The sequence below is a fragment of the Allobosea sp. WAO genome (genome assembly GCF_001509835.1).
Classification (GTDB): Bacteria; Pseudomonadota; Alphaproteobacteria; order Rhizobiales; family Beijerinckiaceae; genus Allobosea.
Window position 1 is genome coordinate 382,149 of the sequence record NZ_JXTJ01000003.1, and the last position, 15,892, is coordinate 398,040.

Here is a 15,892-nt window from a genome sequence, read left to right on the forward strand (position 1 = left end):
CTTTCCGGAGATCAAACATGGCTCGCGTGAAACGGGGCGTTACGTCCCACGCCAAGCACAAGAAGACACTGAAGGCCGCCAAGGGCTTCTATGGCCGCCGCAAGAATACGATCCGCGCCGCCAAGGCGGCCGTCGATCGGTCGATGCAGTATGCCTATCGTGACCGCAAGAACCGGAAGCGCTCGTTCCGCGCGCTCTGGATCCAGCGCCTGAACGCTGCGGTGCGCGAGCACGGCCTGACCTATTCGGCCTTCATCAACGGTCTCACCAAGTCGGGTCTCGAACTCGACCGCAAGACCCTGTCGGCCCTCGCGATCGACGATGCTGCTGCCTTCGCTGCGGTGGTCGAAACGGTCAAGGGCGCGCTCGGCGCCGAGGCCAAGGCCGCCTGAGCGGTCTGACCTGACGAATTGCGAAAGGCCGGCGGAAACGCCGGCCTTTTTCTTTGCGCGGTTCGCATGCTCGACCCTCATCCTGAGGAGCGGACGAAGTCCGCGTCTCGAAGGATGCTCCAGTTACTTCCGAAGATTTCTGGACCATCCTTCGAGATGCCGCTGCGCGGCTCCTCAGGATGAGGGTTGTGAGAAGAGACAGTCTTACGTCTGCACGTTGTCGGCTGCGGCCGGGATCCAGCCGTCGCCGGCGCCCTCGACGATCCTTGCATAGGCCTCCTCCGGCGAGTCGGCGTAGCAGAACAGTTCGAGGTCCTCCTTGCGGATCAGCCCGGCCTCGGCCAGCCGCTCGAGGTTGAACAGGCCCTTCCAGAAGCTGCTGTCGTAGAGAATGACCGGGACGGGCGACATCTTGCCGGTCTGGGTCAGCGTCAGGATCTCGAACAGCTCGTCGAGCGTGCCGAAGCCGCCGGGGAAGGCGACGAGCGCTGAGGCCCGCATCGCGAGATGCATTTTGCGCATCGCGAAATAGTGGAAGAGGAAGGTCAGATCCGGCGTCGAGAAGGCGTTGGGCTCCTGCTCATGCGGCAGGGTGATGTTGAAGCCGATCGAGACCGCGCCCGCATCGCCGGCGCCGCGATTGGCCGCTTCCATTATGCCTGGGCCGCCGCCGGTGGCGATGACGTGGTGCCGGCCGCTCTCCTTGTTATCGAGCGCGCCGCCGCGCTCCGAGGCGATCCGGGCGAATTTTCGCGCCGCCTCGTACCAGGGCTCGCCCTCGCGCACCCGCGCCGAGCCGAAGACCACGATTGTCGAGACGATGCCGCGCGCCCGCAGATTATCCTCGGCCTTCTGGTATTCGAGCATGAAGCGCGCGCCGCGGGTGGAGTCGCCCAGGATGAAGTCCTGGTCGAGCGCGGCGAGGCGATAGGAGGGCGAGTTCTTCTGGGCGTGGTTCTCGGTCATGTCGGCATCTCCATACTGTCTCCTGCATAGCCGGGCAGGGAAGCGGCTGTCGCCCCTGCCGCCCGCATGCGGGGGCTGACTGCGACGGTCTTGTCATGAACCATCGGCGGACGGGGCCGAATGTGTGAAAACGCCGCGATCGGTACGCTTTGCCAGCGCAATTCGGGCTGGTATCCGCAGGGCCGAAGCCATAGAAGATGCCACGCCGGAACGCGCTCCGGCATTTTCAGGTGGTGCGAATTCCCGGCGGCCGGTCGGTTCCGGCCCGGCGGAGGACGCGCTAACGGACCAGATCAGGCATGAACGAGATCGATACCCTTCGCGATTCCCTTGTCGGTGAGATCGCCGCGGCGCAGGACGAGGCGGCGCTCGAGCAGTTGCGCATCGCGGCGCTCGGCAAGTCCGGCTCGGTTTCCGCCTTGCTGAAGACGCTCGGCGCGATGACGCCGGATGAGCGCAAGGAGAAGGGGCCGCTGATCAACGGCCTGCGCGACGGCGTCCAGCAGGCGCTCACCGCCCGCAAGGAGGCGCTGGGCGAGGCGGCGCTGGAGGCGCGGCTCGCTGCCGAGCGGCTCGACATCTCGCTGCCGGTGCGCGAGGGGCCGGAGGCGCGCGGGCGCATCCATCCGATCAGCCAGGTCATCGACGAGATCACCGCGATCTTCGGCGATATGGGCTTTGCCGTCGCCGAGGGGCCGGATGTCGAGACCGACGACCTCAACTTCACCAAGCTGAACTTCCCGGTCGGCCATCCCGCCCGTGAGATGCACGACACCTTCTTCTTCGCGCCCGACGCCAATGGCGAGCGAAAGCTCCTGCGCACCCATACCTCGCCGGTCCAGGTCCGCACCATGCTGGCCCAGGAGCCGCCGATCCGCGTGATCTGCCCGGGACGGACCTACCGCATGGATTCCGACCAGACCCACACCCCGATGTTCCATCAGGTCGAGGGTCTCGTCATCGACAAGAAGACCCATTTCGGCCACATGAAATGGGTGCTGGAGGAGTTCTGCAAGTCGTTCTTCGAGGTCGAGAGCGTCAAGATGCGCTTCCGTCCCTCCTTCTTCCCGTTCACCGAGCCTTCGGCAGAAGTCGACATCCAGTGCTCGCGCAAGGGCGGCGAGATCCGCTTCGGCGAGGGCGACGACTGGCTCGAGATTCTCGGCTGCGGCATGGTCCACTCGAACGTGCTCAGGAACTGCGGGCTCGACCCCGACGTCTACCAGGGCTTCGCCTGGGGCATGGGCATCGACCGTATCGCCATGCTGAAATACGGCATGACGGATCTGCGGCCCTTCTTCGAGGCCGATGTTCGCTGGCTCTCGCATTACGGCTTCCGCCCGCTCGACTTGCCGACGCTGACCGGCGGCCTGTCGTCGTGACGAAGGCGGGCTAGGAGAGGAAAGGGCGGGGATGAGCGCGGCGCATTGGGCCGGCCTGATCGCGGCACTGCTGGTGGCGGCCAATCTCCTGTGCCTGGCCATCGCCTTCGTGCGCCTGCGTCGCAAGCCGGTCGAATCCAGCCTGCTGCGCCAGCGCCCGCCGGTGACGATCGTGCGGCCGGTCTGCGGCCTGGAGAGCTTTAGCCGGGAAACCCTGACCTCCGGCCTCGTCCTCGACTACCCCGACTATGAGACGATCTTCTGCGTTGCCGACGGACAGGACCCGATCGTCCCGCTGGTCGAGGAGCTGATCGCCAGCCATGGGCCGGAGCGCGTGCGCCTGATCGTCGGCGATGTCGCGGTCAGCGCCAATCCCAAGCTCAACAACTGCGTCAGGGGCTGGGAGGCGGCACGGCACGACTGGGTGATCCTCGCCGATTCCAACGTGCTGATGCCGAAGGACTACATCCAGCGGATGCTGGCGGCCTGGCGTGACGATAGCGGCCTCGTCTGCTCGACGCCGGCCGGCTCGCGGCCGCTCTGCTTCGGCGCCGAGGTGGAATGCGCTTTCCTCAATACCTTCCAGGCGCGCTGGCAATATGCCGGCGAGGCGCTCGGCTTCGGCTTTGCCCAGGGCAAGTCGATGCTTTGGAACAAGCCCTTCCTCGACGCCAATGGCGGCATCGCGGCGCTCGCTGCCGAGATCGCCGAGGATGCGGCCGCGACCAAGCTGGTGCGCGCCGCCGGCAAGCATGTTCATCTCGTCGACCAGCCTTTCGAGCAGCCGCTCGGCCGCCGGCACCTGCGCCATGTCGTGCAGCGCCAGTTCCGCTGGGCGCGGCTGCGCCGTGTCACCTTCCTGCCGTTCTTCGCGCCGGAGATCCTGGTCGGCCCGCTCGTGCCGGCCGTGCTTGCCGCTTTCGCCGCCCCGGCCTATGGCCTTGCGAGCTGGCAGGCCGTCCTGTTGGTGCTGGCGATCTGGTACGCCGCCGAGATGGCCCTGGCGAAGGGCGTCGGCTGGTTCCTGAACTGGCGCACGCCGCTGGCCTATCTGACCCGCGATCTCGTCTTCCCCGGCATCTGGGCCTATGCCTTCCTCGCCGGCGAGGTCAGCTGGCGCGGCAACGCGATGAAAATCAGGACGGATGGCGACGACCGGCTGAACGACAATGCGCCGGAACTGTCGTCCGTGGCCGCACGGCGGGACGGGGCGGCGTGACCTTGGACATGCAAACCATCCCCGAACGCTATCGCGACTGCCCGAGCTTCTCCTTCGGCGATAGTCCCGAGCTCGCGACGGAGCTGGCGGCGCTGGTCGTCAGCGGCCGCAAGACCGCGACGGTGAACACGCTGGACGCACCAGACTGCCCGAAGCTTGGCGAGCTCTGGATCGTGCTCGACGGCGAGAAGCGTCCGGTCTGCGTGATCGAGACGCTCGAACTCACGCCCCGGCGCTTCGATGAGGTCGATGCGCAATTCGCCTTCGAGGAGGGCGAGGGCGACCGCAGCCTCTCCTTCTGGCGCGAGGCCCATGAAGCTTATTTCCGGCGCCTCGGCGTCTTCAGTCCCGAAATGCCCCTGCTTTGCGAGCGCTTCCGCCTGGTGGAAGCCTTCGCTCCGATGGACGTAACCACATGAAATTCACGCTCTCCTGGCTCAAAGACCATCTCGAGACCTCTGAAACCCTCGACACCATCTCCGAGACCCTGACCCGCGTCGGGCTCGAGGTCGAGGCCGTCGAGGACAAGGCCAAGGCGCTTTCCGCCTTCACCATCGCCTATGTCATCGAGGCCAAGCAGCATCCGAATGCCGACCGCCTGCGCGTCTGCATGGTCGACACCGGCTCGGGCGAGCCGGTGCAGGTCGTCTGCGGCGCGCCCAATGCCCGCACCGGCATGAAGAGCGTGTTCTCGCCGCCCGGCACCTATATTCCCGGGAAGGACATCACCCTCGGCAAGGGCGTGATCCGTGGCGTCGAGTCGAACGGCATGCTCTGCTCGGCCGCCGAGCTGCAGCTCTCCGAGGATCATGACGGCATCATCGACCTGCCGCAGGATGCGCCGGTCGGCCAGCCCTACGCCGCCTATGCCGGCTTCGACGATGCGATGATCGAGATCGCCGTGACGCCGAACCGAGCCGATGCGCTCGGCGTGTCCGGCGTCGCCCGCGACCTCGCCGCCGCCGGTCTCGGCGCGCTGAAGACGCCCTCGGTCGCGCCCGTGCGCGGCAGCTTCCCGTGCCCGGTCGACGTCAAGCTCGACTTCGCCCCGGAAGACAAGAAGCTCTGCCCGGCTTTCGCCCTGCGCCTCGTCCGCGGCGTCAAGAACGGCCCGTCGCCGGAATGGCTGCAGGCGCGCCTGCGCGCCATCGGCCTTCGGCCGATCAACGCGCTGGTCGATATCACCAATTTCATGACCTATGACCGCAGCCGGCCGCTGCACGTCTTCGACGCCGCCAAGGTCCATGGCGACCTGACGGTGCGCCGCGCTAGGGCCGGCGAGCAGATCCTCGCGCTCGACGGCAAGACCTACACGCTGACCGACGAACAGGTCGTGATCGCCGATGCGAAGGGCGTCGAATCGCTTGCCGGCATCATGGGCGGCGAGGCTTCCGGCTGCGACGAGAACACCGTCGACGTGCTGGTCGAGAGCGCGCTCTGGGATCCGCTGAACATTGCCCGCTCGGGCCGTGCGCTGGGCATCACCTCCGATGCGCGTTACCGCTTCGAGCGCGGCGTCGATCCGGACTTCACCCGACCCGGCCTCGATCTCGCGACTCAGATGATCATCGAGCTCTGCGGCGGCGAAGCCTCCGAGATGGTCTTCGCCGGCGAGCTGCCCGAGAGCGCCGGTGCCATCGATTTCCCCTGGTCGGAAGTGAAGCGCCTGACCGGTCTCGATCTGCCGCAGGTCGAGATGAAGCTCGCTCTGACCTCGCTCGGCTTCCATGTTTCGGGCGCCGGCGAGCGGGTCAAGGTCGCAGCTCCCTCCTGGCGCGCCGATGTCGAGGGCAAGGCCGATCTCGTCGAGGAGATCCTGCGCATCGCCGGGCTCGACCGGGTCGAGCCGGCGCCGCTGCCGCGGATCAAGGGCGAGGTCGTCAAGCCGGTCCTGACGGTGCTGCAGAAGCGCACGCGCCAGTCCAAGCGCCTGCTCGCCAGCCGCGGGCTGGTCGAGGCCGTGACCTGGTCATTCATCTCGCATGAGGCTGCCAAGCTCTTCGGCGGCGGCTCGCGCAAGCTCGTCCTCGCCAACCCGATCGCCGCCGATCTCTCCGATATGCGGCCCTCGCTCCTGCCGGGCCTGATCCGCTCAGCACAGGCCAATGCCGATCGCGGCTTTGGCGATGTCGCGCTGTTCGAGGTCGGCCAGGTCTTCCAGAGCGATGAGCCGGAAGGCCAGCTGATCGCCGCCGCCGGCCTGCGCCGCGGCACCGCGCGCCTGGAAGGCGCCGGCCGTCATTGGGATGGCGCGGCCAAGCCGGTCGATGCCTTCGATGCCAAGGCCGACGTCATGGCGCTGCTCGCCGGGCTCGGCGTGCCCGTCGGCGGCCTGCAGATCGTTGCGGGCGGCCCGTCCTGGGCGCATCCCGGCCGCTCCGGCACGCTCCAGTTCGGTCCCAAGGGCGTCATCGGCGCCTTCGGCGAGCTGCATCCGCGCGTGCTCAAGGCGCTCGACGTCAAGGGACCGCTGGTCGCCTTTGAGATCCATCTCGATGCGCTGCCGCTGCCAAAGTACAAGCCGACCAAGGTCAAGCCGAAGCTGGCACTTTCCGATTTCCAGCCGCTGACGCGCGATTTCGCCTTCATCGTCGACAAGGCGGTGGCGGCCGGCGACATGGCGAAGACCGCCCAGAATGCCGACCGCGCGCTGATCGCCGAGACCAGCGTCTTCGATATCTATGAAGGCGCCGGCGTCGAGCCCGGCAAGAAGTCGGTGGCGCTGGCGGTGACGCTGCAGCCGGTCGAGAAGACGCTGACCGAAGCGGATATCGAGGCCGTCGCGGCCAAGGTCGTCGCCGAGATGGCCAAGCGCTACAAGGCGGCGCTGCGCGGGTAACAGGTCGAGCCGGTCGTCCCGGACGGAAGAGGCGCCTTCGGGCGCCTTTTTTGTTGCAAGGAATTGAGGCCCGCGGCCCACCTCCCTTTGTGAGCTGTTTGAGGCCAGGTGCCGCCGGGTCATCGTTATTGATCATAATTATGAAATAATCGGCGCACGAAATCGTTTGAAAATCCGGCTATCGGCTCAGATTGTTGCAATCTGCGAGGCTGGATGTCCGTCACCGAGCTCCCCGTCGAAGATAATTTCTTCCCCGGCTTCAGGCTGCTCGACGTCGCGACCTCCGGCGCGCGCATTCGCGTGCGCGTCGGCGGGGAGGGGCCGCCGCTGCTCCTGCTCCACGGCTATCCGCAGACCCATATCATGTGGCGGCGCATTGCTCCGCAGCTGGCGCAGCGCTACAGCCTCGTCTGCCCGGATCTGCGCGGCTACGGCGATTCGGCGAAGCCGCCGACCTCCGCCGATCATTCCCCCTATTCGAAGCGCGCCATGGCGCAGGACATGGCCGAGGTCATGTCTGCGCTCGGGCACGAGCGCTTCTTCGTCGGCTCGCATGATCGCGGCGCCCGTGTCGGGCACCGGCTGGCGCTGGACCATGCCGAGCGCGTGCTGAAGCTCGCGACCCTCGACATCGCGCCGACGCGGGAGATGTATCGCGACACCGGCGACGCTTTCGCCCGCGCCTACTGGCACTGGTTCTTCCTGATCCAGCCGGCGCCGATGCCGGAGAACATGATCGGCGCCGATCCCGAATTCTACTGGACGAGCCGCCGCGCCTCCGACATGCGGCTGTTCGAGCCCCCAGCGCTCGCCGAATATCTTCGCTGCTTTGCCGATCCCGCGACGATCCACGCCAGCTGCGAGGATTATCGCGCCGCGGCGACGATCGACATTGCCCATGACGACGCCGATGGCGGCAGGAAGCTCGAATGTCCCATGCAGGCTCTCTGGGGCGATCGCGGAGCCGTCGGCAAGTGCTTCGACGTGCTCGCGCTCTGGCGTGAGCGGGCTGTGGATGTGCGTGGGAAGGCATTGCCCGGCGGGCACTATCTGGCCGAAGAGCTTCCAGACCTCGTCGCCGCAGAATTTGCCGCGTTTTTTGGAGAAGTCGCATGAGCCGGACCAATCGCGTCTACCGCATCGCCGTCATCGCCGGGGACGGCATCGGCAAGGAGGTGATGCCCGAGGGGCTGCGCGTGCTCGAGGCGGCTTCGAAGAAGTACGGTTTCGAGCTGCGGCTCGACGAGTTCGACTTCTCCTCCTGCGACTACTACGCCAAGCACGGCAAGATGCTGCCGGACGACTGGAAGGAGAAGATCGGCGGCCATGACGCGATCTATTTCGGCGCCGTCGGCATGCCCGCCCAGGTGCCGGACCATGTCTCGCTCTGGGGCTCGCTGCTGCTCTTCCGCCGCGAGTTCGACCAGTACGTCAATCTGCGCCCCGTGCGCCTGATGCCGGGCGTGCCCGGCCCGCTCGCCAATCGCAAGCCCGGCGATATCGACTTCTTCGTCGTGCGCGAGAACACCGAGGGCGAGTACTCGTCGGTCGGCGGGCGCATGTTCGCCGGCACCGAGCGCGAGATCGTCATGCAGGAGACGGTGATGAGCCGTGTCGGCGTCGACCGCGTGCTGAAATACGCTTTCGAGCTGGCCCAGCGCCGGCCGCGCAAGAAGTTGACCTCGGCCACCAAGTCGAACGGCATCTCGATCACCATGCCGTACTGGGACGAGCGGGTGAAGGAGATGGCGAAGAACTATCCGGGTGTCGCCGTCGAGCAGTACCATATCGACATCCTGACCGCGCATTTCGTGCTGAATCCGGACCGCTTCGACGTCGTCGTCGCCTCCAACCTGTTCGGCGACATCCTCTCGGATCTCGGCCCGGCCTGCACCGGCACGATCGGCATCGCCCCTTCCGGTAACATCAACCCGACCGGCGATCATCCCTCGCTGTTCGAGCCGGTCCATGGCTCGGCTCCGGACATTTATGGCCAGGGCATCGCCAATCCCGTCGGCATGATCTGGTCGGGCGCGATGATGCTCGACCATCTCGGTGAGACCGAAGCCGCCAAGGGGATCGAGGCCGCGATCGAGCGTGCTCTCGGCGACGAGCGCACCCGCACCCGCGATCTCGGCGGCAAGCTCGGCACCGAGGCCGCGGGCAAGGCGATCGAGCAGGCGCTGGGTTGACGATAGGGACGGCGCATGACCACAAATTCCGGCCGGTGCCGGTAAGACGCAAGACTTAGGGAGGCGACAAGGTGCCTGATCTGACGTTTTCGCTGCTCGAACCGGCGCTCTGGGGCAAGCTCTTCGAGATCATCGCGCTCAACATCGTGTTGTCGGGAGACAATGCGGTGGTGATTGCGCTCGCCTGCCGGGCGCTCGCGCCCGAACAGCGTGCCAAGGGCATCGCACTCGGCGCCGGCGTCGCGGTTCTGCTGCGTGTCGTCTTCACGGTGCTCATCGCCTCCCTCCTGAACATGCCGTTCCTGCACATCATCGGCGCGGCGCTGCTCGTCTGGATCGCGGTCAAGCTCGTCATCGAAGACGGCGAGAGCGACGAGAATGCGGTCGCTGCCAGCAGCAAGCTCTGGAAGGCGGTGCAGACGGTGGCCATCGCCGACATCGTGATGAGCCTCGACAACGTGCTCGCCATCGCGGCCGTGGCAAAGGACTCCATCCCGCTGCTGATCGGCGGGCTGATCATCTCGATCCCGCTGATCGTGCTCGGCGCCTCGCTGATCACTAATCTCCTCTCCCGTTTCCCGATCCTGGTCTGGGCCGGGGCCGGCCTGCTCGGCTGGGTCGCGGGCGAGATGTTCGAATCCGACCCCTGGTTGATCGGCAAGCTCGGCGAGACGCTGGCCCATCAGCTCGAATACCCCGCAGCCATATTTGGGGCCCTGCTCGTGCTCGGCCTCGGCTATTTCCTCAAGCAACGCCGGCCAGATCCGGCCCTCTGATACAGGGACTGACCGACCCATGGATTTCTCATCTTCAACCTTCTGGGCTTCGCTGCTCCAGATCATCTGGATCGACCTGCTGTTGTCCGGCGACAATGCGGTCGTCATCGCGCTCGCCGTCCGTTCGCTGCCGGAGAAGCAGCGCAAAATGGGCATCCTGCTCGGCGCCGGCGCTGCCGTCGGCCTGCGCATCCTCTTCGCGGTGATCGTTTCCTATCTGCTCAACATCCCGTTCCTGAAGGTGGTCGGTGCGCTGCTGCTGTTCTGGATCGCGATCAAGCTCGCAAAGGGCGAGGAAGAAGCGCATGGCGACGTCGCGGCCAGCGATAATCTCTGGAAGGCGGTGCGCACCATCGCCATTGCCGATGCGGTGATGAGCCTCGACAACGTGCTGGCGATCGCCGCGGCGGCGCGGGGGCATTTCGAACTCTTCATTTTCGGGTTGCTGCTGACCATCCCGTTGATCGTCTTCGGCGCCCGCATGCTGTCGACGATCCTCGAGCGTTATCCGATCCTGATCTGGCTCGGCGCCGCGCTGCTCGGCTGGATCGCCGGCGAGATGCTGCTCTCCGATATCGCCGTGCTGCAGTGGCTGCAGACCGCCATTCCGAGCTGGGTGACGAGCGTGCCGGTTTCCGATACCAACCCGGCCGGTCTCGCCCCCGCCAAGCTGCCGTTCTACTCGGCGGCGGTCATCGGCGCGGCCTTCGTCGTCGGCGTCGCCTACATTCTGAAGAAGAAGCCGGTCAACCAGCCGGGCTGAGTAGCGCTCACGCTAGCTGAATGAACGCGGCGGCCATGGTTTCATGGCCGCCGTTTTTTATGATCCGGCTGATGCCGCGGGCCGGCGCGCCCGGCCGGTCGGGGTCTTCGACCGCAAAGCCGTCGAGGCCCGCGAGCCGAACCTCGAAGCTCTCGGGCGGACGCCGGAAACCGGTGCCGAGCGCCTTCACATAGGCCTCCTTGGCACTCCACAATTGCGCGAAGGCGAGCGGCCGTGCCGGTGCGGGCAGGGCCTGAAGCATCGCCTGCTCGGAAGGATGCAGCGCCGCCAGCGGCGGTTGCGTCGCGATGTCGATCTGCTCGACATCGACGCCGACCGGGCCATGGGTCAGGGCGAGCGCGACAAGGCCCGCGCGCGTCGCCAACGAGACATGCAGGCCGCTGCCAAGGGGCGCTGCGATTACCGGCCGGCCGCCGGGCTCGTGCTCGATCCTCACGTCGTCCGGCTCAAGGTTGAACTGTGCGGCGAGAATGGTGCGCGCCAGCCCGCGCCGCAGCGCCGAGCGCTCGGCCAGCGTGGCGGGGCGGTGATCGGTCGCGACGAGCCAGACGGCCGGCAGGGCCGCAGCGCTTTGGTCGGGGGAGGAGAGCCAGAGCATACGCCGTTCTAGACGCGATCCGCAGCTCTGTCGTGACGGGCTCTCCATGCGCGGCCCGCCTTGCGCTGTATTCATGTGCTGGCCGCGTCGCCACCATTGACGCCGGCCCCCCGAGAAGCTTCGAACAACTCATGTCCCATCCGGAAACTTCCTCCGCATCCGCCGGCCCGGCACAGCTGACGCTCGCCGGCATGATGCTCGGCCTGCGCCGGGTTTCCGTGCTCCTGCCGGGCATCGTCGTCTTCGCCGTCGCCTTCGGAGCCGCTGCCTCAGCCAAGGGGCTGAGCCTGCTCGAGGCACTGTTGATGAGCGGGCTGGTCTATGCCGGCGTCGCCCAGCTCGTCGCCATGGAGATCTGGCGTCCCGAATGGACCTGGGGAGCGATTGCCGGGCTCGCCTTCGTGACGGCGACCGTCAATGCCCGCTCGATCCTGCAGGGAGCTTCGCTGCAGCCCTGGTTCGCCCGCTATCCGCGGTTGGTCAACGCCTTCCAGCTCTTCGTCTTCACCGACGCCAACTGGCTGATCGGCACGCGCTACCGCGCCGAGGGCGGCAATGATCTCGGCGTCGTGCTTGGCCCCGGCCTGTGCCTGTGGACCGTCTGGGTCCTCGCTACCATCCCCGGCTACCTGCTCGGCTCGCTCGTCGCCGATCCCCGCCAATACGGCATCGACCTCGTCATGCCGATCTTCTTCGCTGCCATGATCGTGCCGCTCTGGCGCGGCCGCCGCGCTGCATTGCCCTGGGTGATCGCAGGCGTGGTCGCGCTCGTCGCGGCCAAGCTGATCGACGGCTATGCCTTCATCATCATCGGCGCGCTCTCCGGCGCCCTTGCCGGAGCCTTCCTCGATGACGCTGCCTGATCCCGGCGCCTGGGGGCCTTATCTCGTCATCGTCGCGATGGCGCTGGCGACATATCTCTGCCGCATCTCCGGCGTGGTGCTGATGGGCTTCGTGCCGCTGACGCCGCGCGTCCGGCGCGGCCTCGCGGCGCTGCCGGGCTCGATCGTCTTCGCCACTGTGCTGCCGCTGATCGAGCGCCTCGGCCTGGCCGCGGGTCTCGCACTGGTCGCCGCGATCCTCAGCATGGTGCTGCGGCGCAGCGAATTGCTGGCGCTGCTCGTCGGCATGGCCACGGTCTCGCTGGCCCGCGCCTTCGGCCTTTGACTGCCGGCCTGTCCGAGAACGTGCCGGGCAGGCTGCGCGGATTTGCTCCTCACATCGCGACCCATCACCGGTTACGATCGGAGCCATCACATCATTCGTTCGTCGCGTCCGGGCCCCTGTGTTGACGCCACGGGGGCAGGGGCAGACGGTGCGGGTCAACAAGACTGACAGATCGGAGCGCCTTATGGCTTGGTATTCGCAAACCTGGAGCTGGTTCGAAGGGGAGTGGCACGAAGGCAATCCCGGCATCATGGGGCCGCGCTCCCATGCGAGCTGGCTGTCCTCGACCGTCTTCGACGGCGCCCGCCATTTCGACGGCGTCACCCCCGACATGGACAAGCACGCCGCGCGCGTGAACCGCTCCGCCGACGCGCTCGGTCTGAAGGCGACGGTCCCGGTCGAGGAGATCATCGCGCGCACCGCCGAGGGCGTGAAGAAGTTCGCTCCGGGCACCGCGATCTACGTCAAGCCGATGTACTGGGCCGAGGCCGACGGCCTCTCGACCATCATGGCCGACCCGGACTCGACCAAGTTCTGCCTGTGCCTGTTCGAGGCGGCGATGGGCGACCCCGGCAAGGGATTCTCGGTGACCAAGGGCGCCTATCGCCGCCCGACCATGGAGACCATGCCGACAGATTCCAAGGCCGGCTGCCTCTATCCCAACAATGCCCGCATCCTGCGCGAGGCCAAGGGCCGCGGCTTCGACAATGCGCTGGTGCTCGACATGCTCGGCAATGTCGCCGAGACCGGCACCTCCAACATCTTCCTCGCCAAGGACGGCGTGGTGAAGACGCCGGTCCCGAACGGCACCTTCCTCAATGGCATCACCCGCCAGCGCGTCATCTCGCTGCTGCGCGGCGCCGGCGTGCCGGTCGAGGAGACCAGCCTGAGCTATGCCGATTTCGAGCAGGCCGACGAGATCTTCTCCTCGGGCAACTACTCGAAGGTGATGCCGATCTACCGGATCGACGACCGGCAGGTTCAGCCCGGCCCGATGTTCCGCAAGGCGCGCGAACTCTACATGGACTTCGCCCACTCCAAGTAACCGGAGTTCCCCGCATGGCCCGCCTCGCCACCCGCCTGACCGAGCGCTTCGGCATCGAGCATCCGATCCTCTCGGCGCCGATGGCACTCGCTGCCGGTGGGGCGCTGGCGGCGGCGGTGACGCGGGCCGGCGGGCTCGGCCTGATCGGCGGCGGCTATGGCGATGGCGACTGGCTGAGGACGCAATATGAGGCGGCCGGCAACACGCGCACAGGCTGCGGCTTCATCACCTGGTCGCTGGCGAAGCAGCCGCATCTGCTTGGCGAGGTGCTTGCCCATCGCCCGGCGGCGCTGATGCTCTCCTTCGGCGATCCCGCGCCCTTTGCGGCCGAGATCGACGCTGCCGGCATTCCGTTGATCTGCCAGTGCCAGAGCATCGCCCATGTCAGGGCGGCGCTGGCAGCCGGCGCCTCCGTCATTATCGCGCAGGGCACCGAAGCCGGCGGCCACGGTCATGCCCGGGCGACGCTGCCCTTCGTTCCCGAGGTTGCGGATCTGCTCGCCCGCGAAAGCCCCGAAACGCTGCTGCTGGCTGCCGGCGGCATCGCGGATGGCCGGGGCCTCGCCGCAGCGCTGATGCTCGGCGCCGATGGCGTGCTCGTCGGTACCCGCTTCTGGGCGAGCCGCGAGGCGCTCGTCCACCAGAACCACCAGGCCGCGGCCATCGCCGCGACCGGTGATCAGACGGTGCGCTCTTCGCTCCCTGACATCGCGCGCCGCCTCGACTGGCCGAAGCCCTTCGACATCCGCGTCGGCGACAATGCCTTCATCGCCAAATGGCGCGGCCGGGATGCCGAATTGCTGGCGGCGGCAGAGATCGAGGGTCCGGCCTATCGCGAGGCCTTCATGGCCGGCGACCCCGATAGGGCCGCCGCGATCTATGGCGAGGCGGCCGGGCTGATTACGGATGTGCCCCCGGCCGCCGAGATCGTCGCGCGCATGGTCACGGAAGCGGCCGAGCAGTTGCGCCGTGGTGCTGGCATCGTCGCCGAAGGCTGAGCAGCGTCAGCGCAGCAGCCGCAGCAATCCCGCCAGCTTCAGCCCGCCGAGCGCGAGCGCGGCGTAAAGCGCTGCCGCCAGCAGGCTGAGCGCGCCGAGCGCCAGCAGCCTGGGCTCGAAGGCAAAGCCGGCGAGGGCGCCCTGGAGCGGCAGTGCCAGCAGGCGCGCGGCGAGCCCGGCGCAGGCGGCGGCTGCCGCGACGATCAGGATCAGGCCTGGAAGCTTGCGATCCGGCCGGGTCCAGCCGCTGCGCAGGGCGAGCACGAACAGCGCCCCGACATTGATCCAGGCACCGGCCGCGGTCGCGAGCGCGAGGCCGGGCGCCCCGAGATCGCGCCAGAGCAGCAGCTTCAGCGCGACATTGGCGGCGATGGCGGCGAGCGAGACGATCATCGGCGTCGTCGTGTCGCCGCGCGCCTGGAAGCTCGAGACCTGCGAGCGGATCAGCACGATCGCAGGCAGGCCGATCGCATAGGCGAAGAGTACGGTGCCCGACGCCTGGCTCGCGGCTGCGTCGAAGCGGCCGCGCTCGAACAGCGCCGAGACGATCAGCTCGGGAATGGCGAGGAAGGCTGCGGCGAAGGGCGCGGCCGCGAAGATCGTCAGCGCTATCGCTCGGTTCTGCGCCTTGTCGGCCTTGGCCTCGTCGCCGGCGGCGATGGCGCGGCTCATCGTCGGCAGCAGCACCGTGCCGACGCCGATGGCGATGACGCCGATCGGCAGCTGGTAGAGCCGCTCGGCATAATAGAGCGCGGCGTAGGCGCCGGCGGGCAGCAGCGAAGCGATGATCGTATCGGCGAAGATCGCGATCTGAACGCCGGCCGAGCCGATCACAGCCGGTCCGAGTGCCTTGAGGAAGCGCTTGACCTCGCCGTCGAGCCGCGGTCGCGTCAACGCTGCCGAAACGCCTTCCCGCCGGGCGGCGACCCAGAGCAGCAGCCATTCCAGCACGCCGGCGGCGGCGACACCCCAGGCGGCGGCATGCGCCGCGCTCGGGAACAGGAAGGCGACGGCGAGCGCGCCGATCAGGCTGACATTGAGCAGGATCGGCGCAGCGGCGGCGGCGGCGAAACGGTCGACCGCGTTGAGATTGGCCGAGAGCAGCGTCACCAGCGTTATGAACAAGAGATAGGGGAAGGTGATCCGGGTCAGCGCCACCGCGAGATCGAAGCGCTGGGGATCGCCGACGAAACCGGGGGCGAGCAGGCGCACCAGCTCCGGCATGAACGGCAAAGCGAGCCCCAGGATCACCAGCTGGACGACGAGGTTCAGCGTGAAGACCCGGTCCGAGAAGTGCTGCGACGCCGCCGCGCCCGATTTCTCGCGGATGCGGGCGAAGGCCGGGATATAGGCCTGGTTGAAGGCCCCTTCACCGAAGATGGCGCGGAAATGATTGGGCAGGCGCAGCGCCACCGAGAATGCGTCCATCAGTGGCCCGGCACCGAGCACGGCGGCGAGCACGATGTCGCGGGCGAAGCCGGAGACGCGCGAAAGCAGCGTGAAGCCGCTGACCGAAAGGATTTTTCTCAGCATC

Annotated in this window: 16 protein-coding genes; 13 read left to right on the top strand and 3 right to left on the bottom strand. The window is 67.3% G+C overall.

What is annotated here, in order from left to right; translation table 11 throughout:
* Positions 1-17 precede the first annotated feature (17 nt).
* Positions 18-392, top strand: a complete 375-nt coding sequence (rplT, locus tag DK26_RS03395; protein WP_066468282.1) for a 50S ribosomal protein L20 — start codon at positions 18-20, stop codon at positions 390-392.
* A gap of 204 nt (positions 393-596) precedes the next feature.
* Here rplT and DK26_RS03400 read toward each other — a convergent pair whose 3' ends face one another.
* A complete protein-coding gene (locus DK26_RS03400; protein WP_066468284.1) occupies positions 597-1,358 on the bottom strand; it encodes a TIGR00730 family Rossman fold protein in 762 nt (253 codons plus the stop codon).
* 299 nt (positions 1,359-1,657) lie between these two features.
* Between DK26_RS03400 and pheS the strand changes: the two genes are divergently transcribed.
* The 8 genes from pheS to DK26_RS03440 all read left to right on the top strand — a co-directional run bounded on the left by pheS (position 1,658) and on the right by DK26_RS03440 (position 10,529).
* Complete coding sequence (pheS, locus tag DK26_RS03405) at positions 1,658-2,740, top strand: phenylalanine--tRNA ligase subunit alpha (RefSeq protein WP_066468286.1); 1,083 nt, start codon at positions 1,658-1,660, stop codon at positions 2,738-2,740.
* A 31-nt stretch (positions 2,741-2,771) separates the two neighbouring features.
* Entirely contained in the window at positions 2,772-3,959 is a 1,188-nt protein-coding gene (locus DK26_RS03410; protein ID WP_066468287.1) for a glycosyltransferase, read from the top strand.
* Between the two features lie 8 nt (positions 3,960-3,967).
* Positions 3,968-4,378 (top strand): ASCH domain-containing protein, encoded by a 411-nt coding sequence (locus DK26_RS03415; RefSeq protein WP_066468774.1) that lies wholly within the window; start codon positions 3,968-3,970, stop codon positions 4,376-4,378.
* Positions 4,375-6,798 (top strand): phenylalanine--tRNA ligase subunit beta, encoded by a 2,424-nt coding sequence (gene pheT / locus DK26_RS03420; RefSeq protein ID WP_066468288.1) that lies wholly within the window; start codon positions 4,375-4,377, stop codon positions 6,796-6,798. Before DK26_RS03415 ends, pheT begins: the two co-directional genes overlap by 4 nt.
* A gap of 213 nt (positions 6,799-7,011) precedes the next feature.
* Complete coding sequence (locus DK26_RS03425; protein WP_066468289.1) at positions 7,012-7,914, top strand: alpha/beta hydrolase; 903 nt, start codon at positions 7,012-7,014, stop codon at positions 7,912-7,914.
* Positions 7,911-8,990, top strand: coding sequence for a tartrate dehydrogenase (locus tag DK26_RS03430; RefSeq protein WP_066468290.1), 1,080 nt, complete (start codon positions 7,911-7,913; stop codon positions 8,988-8,990). Before DK26_RS03425 ends, DK26_RS03430 begins: the two co-directional genes overlap by 4 nt.
* A 71-nt stretch (positions 8,991-9,061) precedes the next feature.
* The gene (locus DK26_RS03435; protein ID WP_248309854.1) at positions 9,062-9,766 is read left to right on the top strand and encodes a TerC family protein; all 705 of its coding nucleotides are present in this window, start codon (positions 9,062-9,064) and stop codon (positions 9,764-9,766) included.
* Positions 9,767-9,785: 19 nt separating this feature from the next.
* Positions 9,786-10,529 (top strand): TerC family protein, encoded by a 744-nt coding sequence (locus DK26_RS03440; RefSeq protein ID WP_066468293.1) that lies wholly within the window; start codon positions 9,786-9,788, stop codon positions 10,527-10,529.
* Between the two features lie 7 nt (positions 10,530-10,536).
* Here the strand turns inward: DK26_RS03440 and DK26_RS03445 are convergent, their stop codons facing one another.
* Positions 10,537-11,148: a 4'-phosphopantetheinyl transferase superfamily protein gene (locus DK26_RS03445; protein ID WP_066468295.1), complete on the bottom strand. Its 612-nt coding sequence runs from the start codon at positions 11,146-11,148 to the stop codon at positions 10,537-10,539.
* A 131-nt stretch (positions 11,149-11,279) separates the two neighbouring features.
* Here DK26_RS03445 and DK26_RS03450 point away from each other — a divergent pair, with 131 nt between their 5' ends.
* The 4 genes from DK26_RS03450 to DK26_RS03465 all read left to right on the top strand — a co-directional run bounded on the left by DK26_RS03450 (position 11,280) and on the right by DK26_RS03465 (position 14,358).
* Positions 11,280-12,011, top strand: coding sequence for an AzlC family ABC transporter permease (locus DK26_RS03450; protein ID WP_066468297.1), 732 nt, complete (start codon positions 11,280-11,282; stop codon positions 12,009-12,011).
* Positions 11,998-12,315: an AzlD domain-containing protein gene (locus DK26_RS03455; protein WP_066468301.1), complete on the top strand. Its 318-nt coding sequence runs from the start codon at positions 11,998-12,000 to the stop codon at positions 12,313-12,315. Before DK26_RS03450 ends, DK26_RS03455 begins: the two co-directional genes overlap by 14 nt.
* A 184-nt stretch (positions 12,316-12,499) precedes the next feature.
* A complete protein-coding gene (locus DK26_RS03460) occupies positions 12,500-13,360 on the top strand; it encodes a branched-chain amino acid aminotransferase (RefSeq protein WP_066468302.1) in 861 nt (286 codons plus the stop codon).
* Between the two features lie 14 nt (positions 13,361-13,374).
* A complete protein-coding gene (locus DK26_RS03465; protein ID WP_066468306.1) occupies positions 13,375-14,358 on the top strand; it encodes a nitronate monooxygenase in 984 nt (327 codons plus the stop codon).
* 6 nt (positions 14,359-14,364) lie between these two features.
* Here DK26_RS03465 and murJ read toward each other — a convergent pair whose 3' ends face one another.
* On the bottom strand, positions 14,365-15,891 hold the full coding sequence (gene murJ / locus DK26_RS03470) for a murein biosynthesis integral membrane protein MurJ (protein ID WP_066468777.1): 1,527 nt from the start codon (positions 15,889-15,891) through the stop codon (positions 14,365-14,367).
* Position 15,892 lies beyond the last annotated feature (1 nt).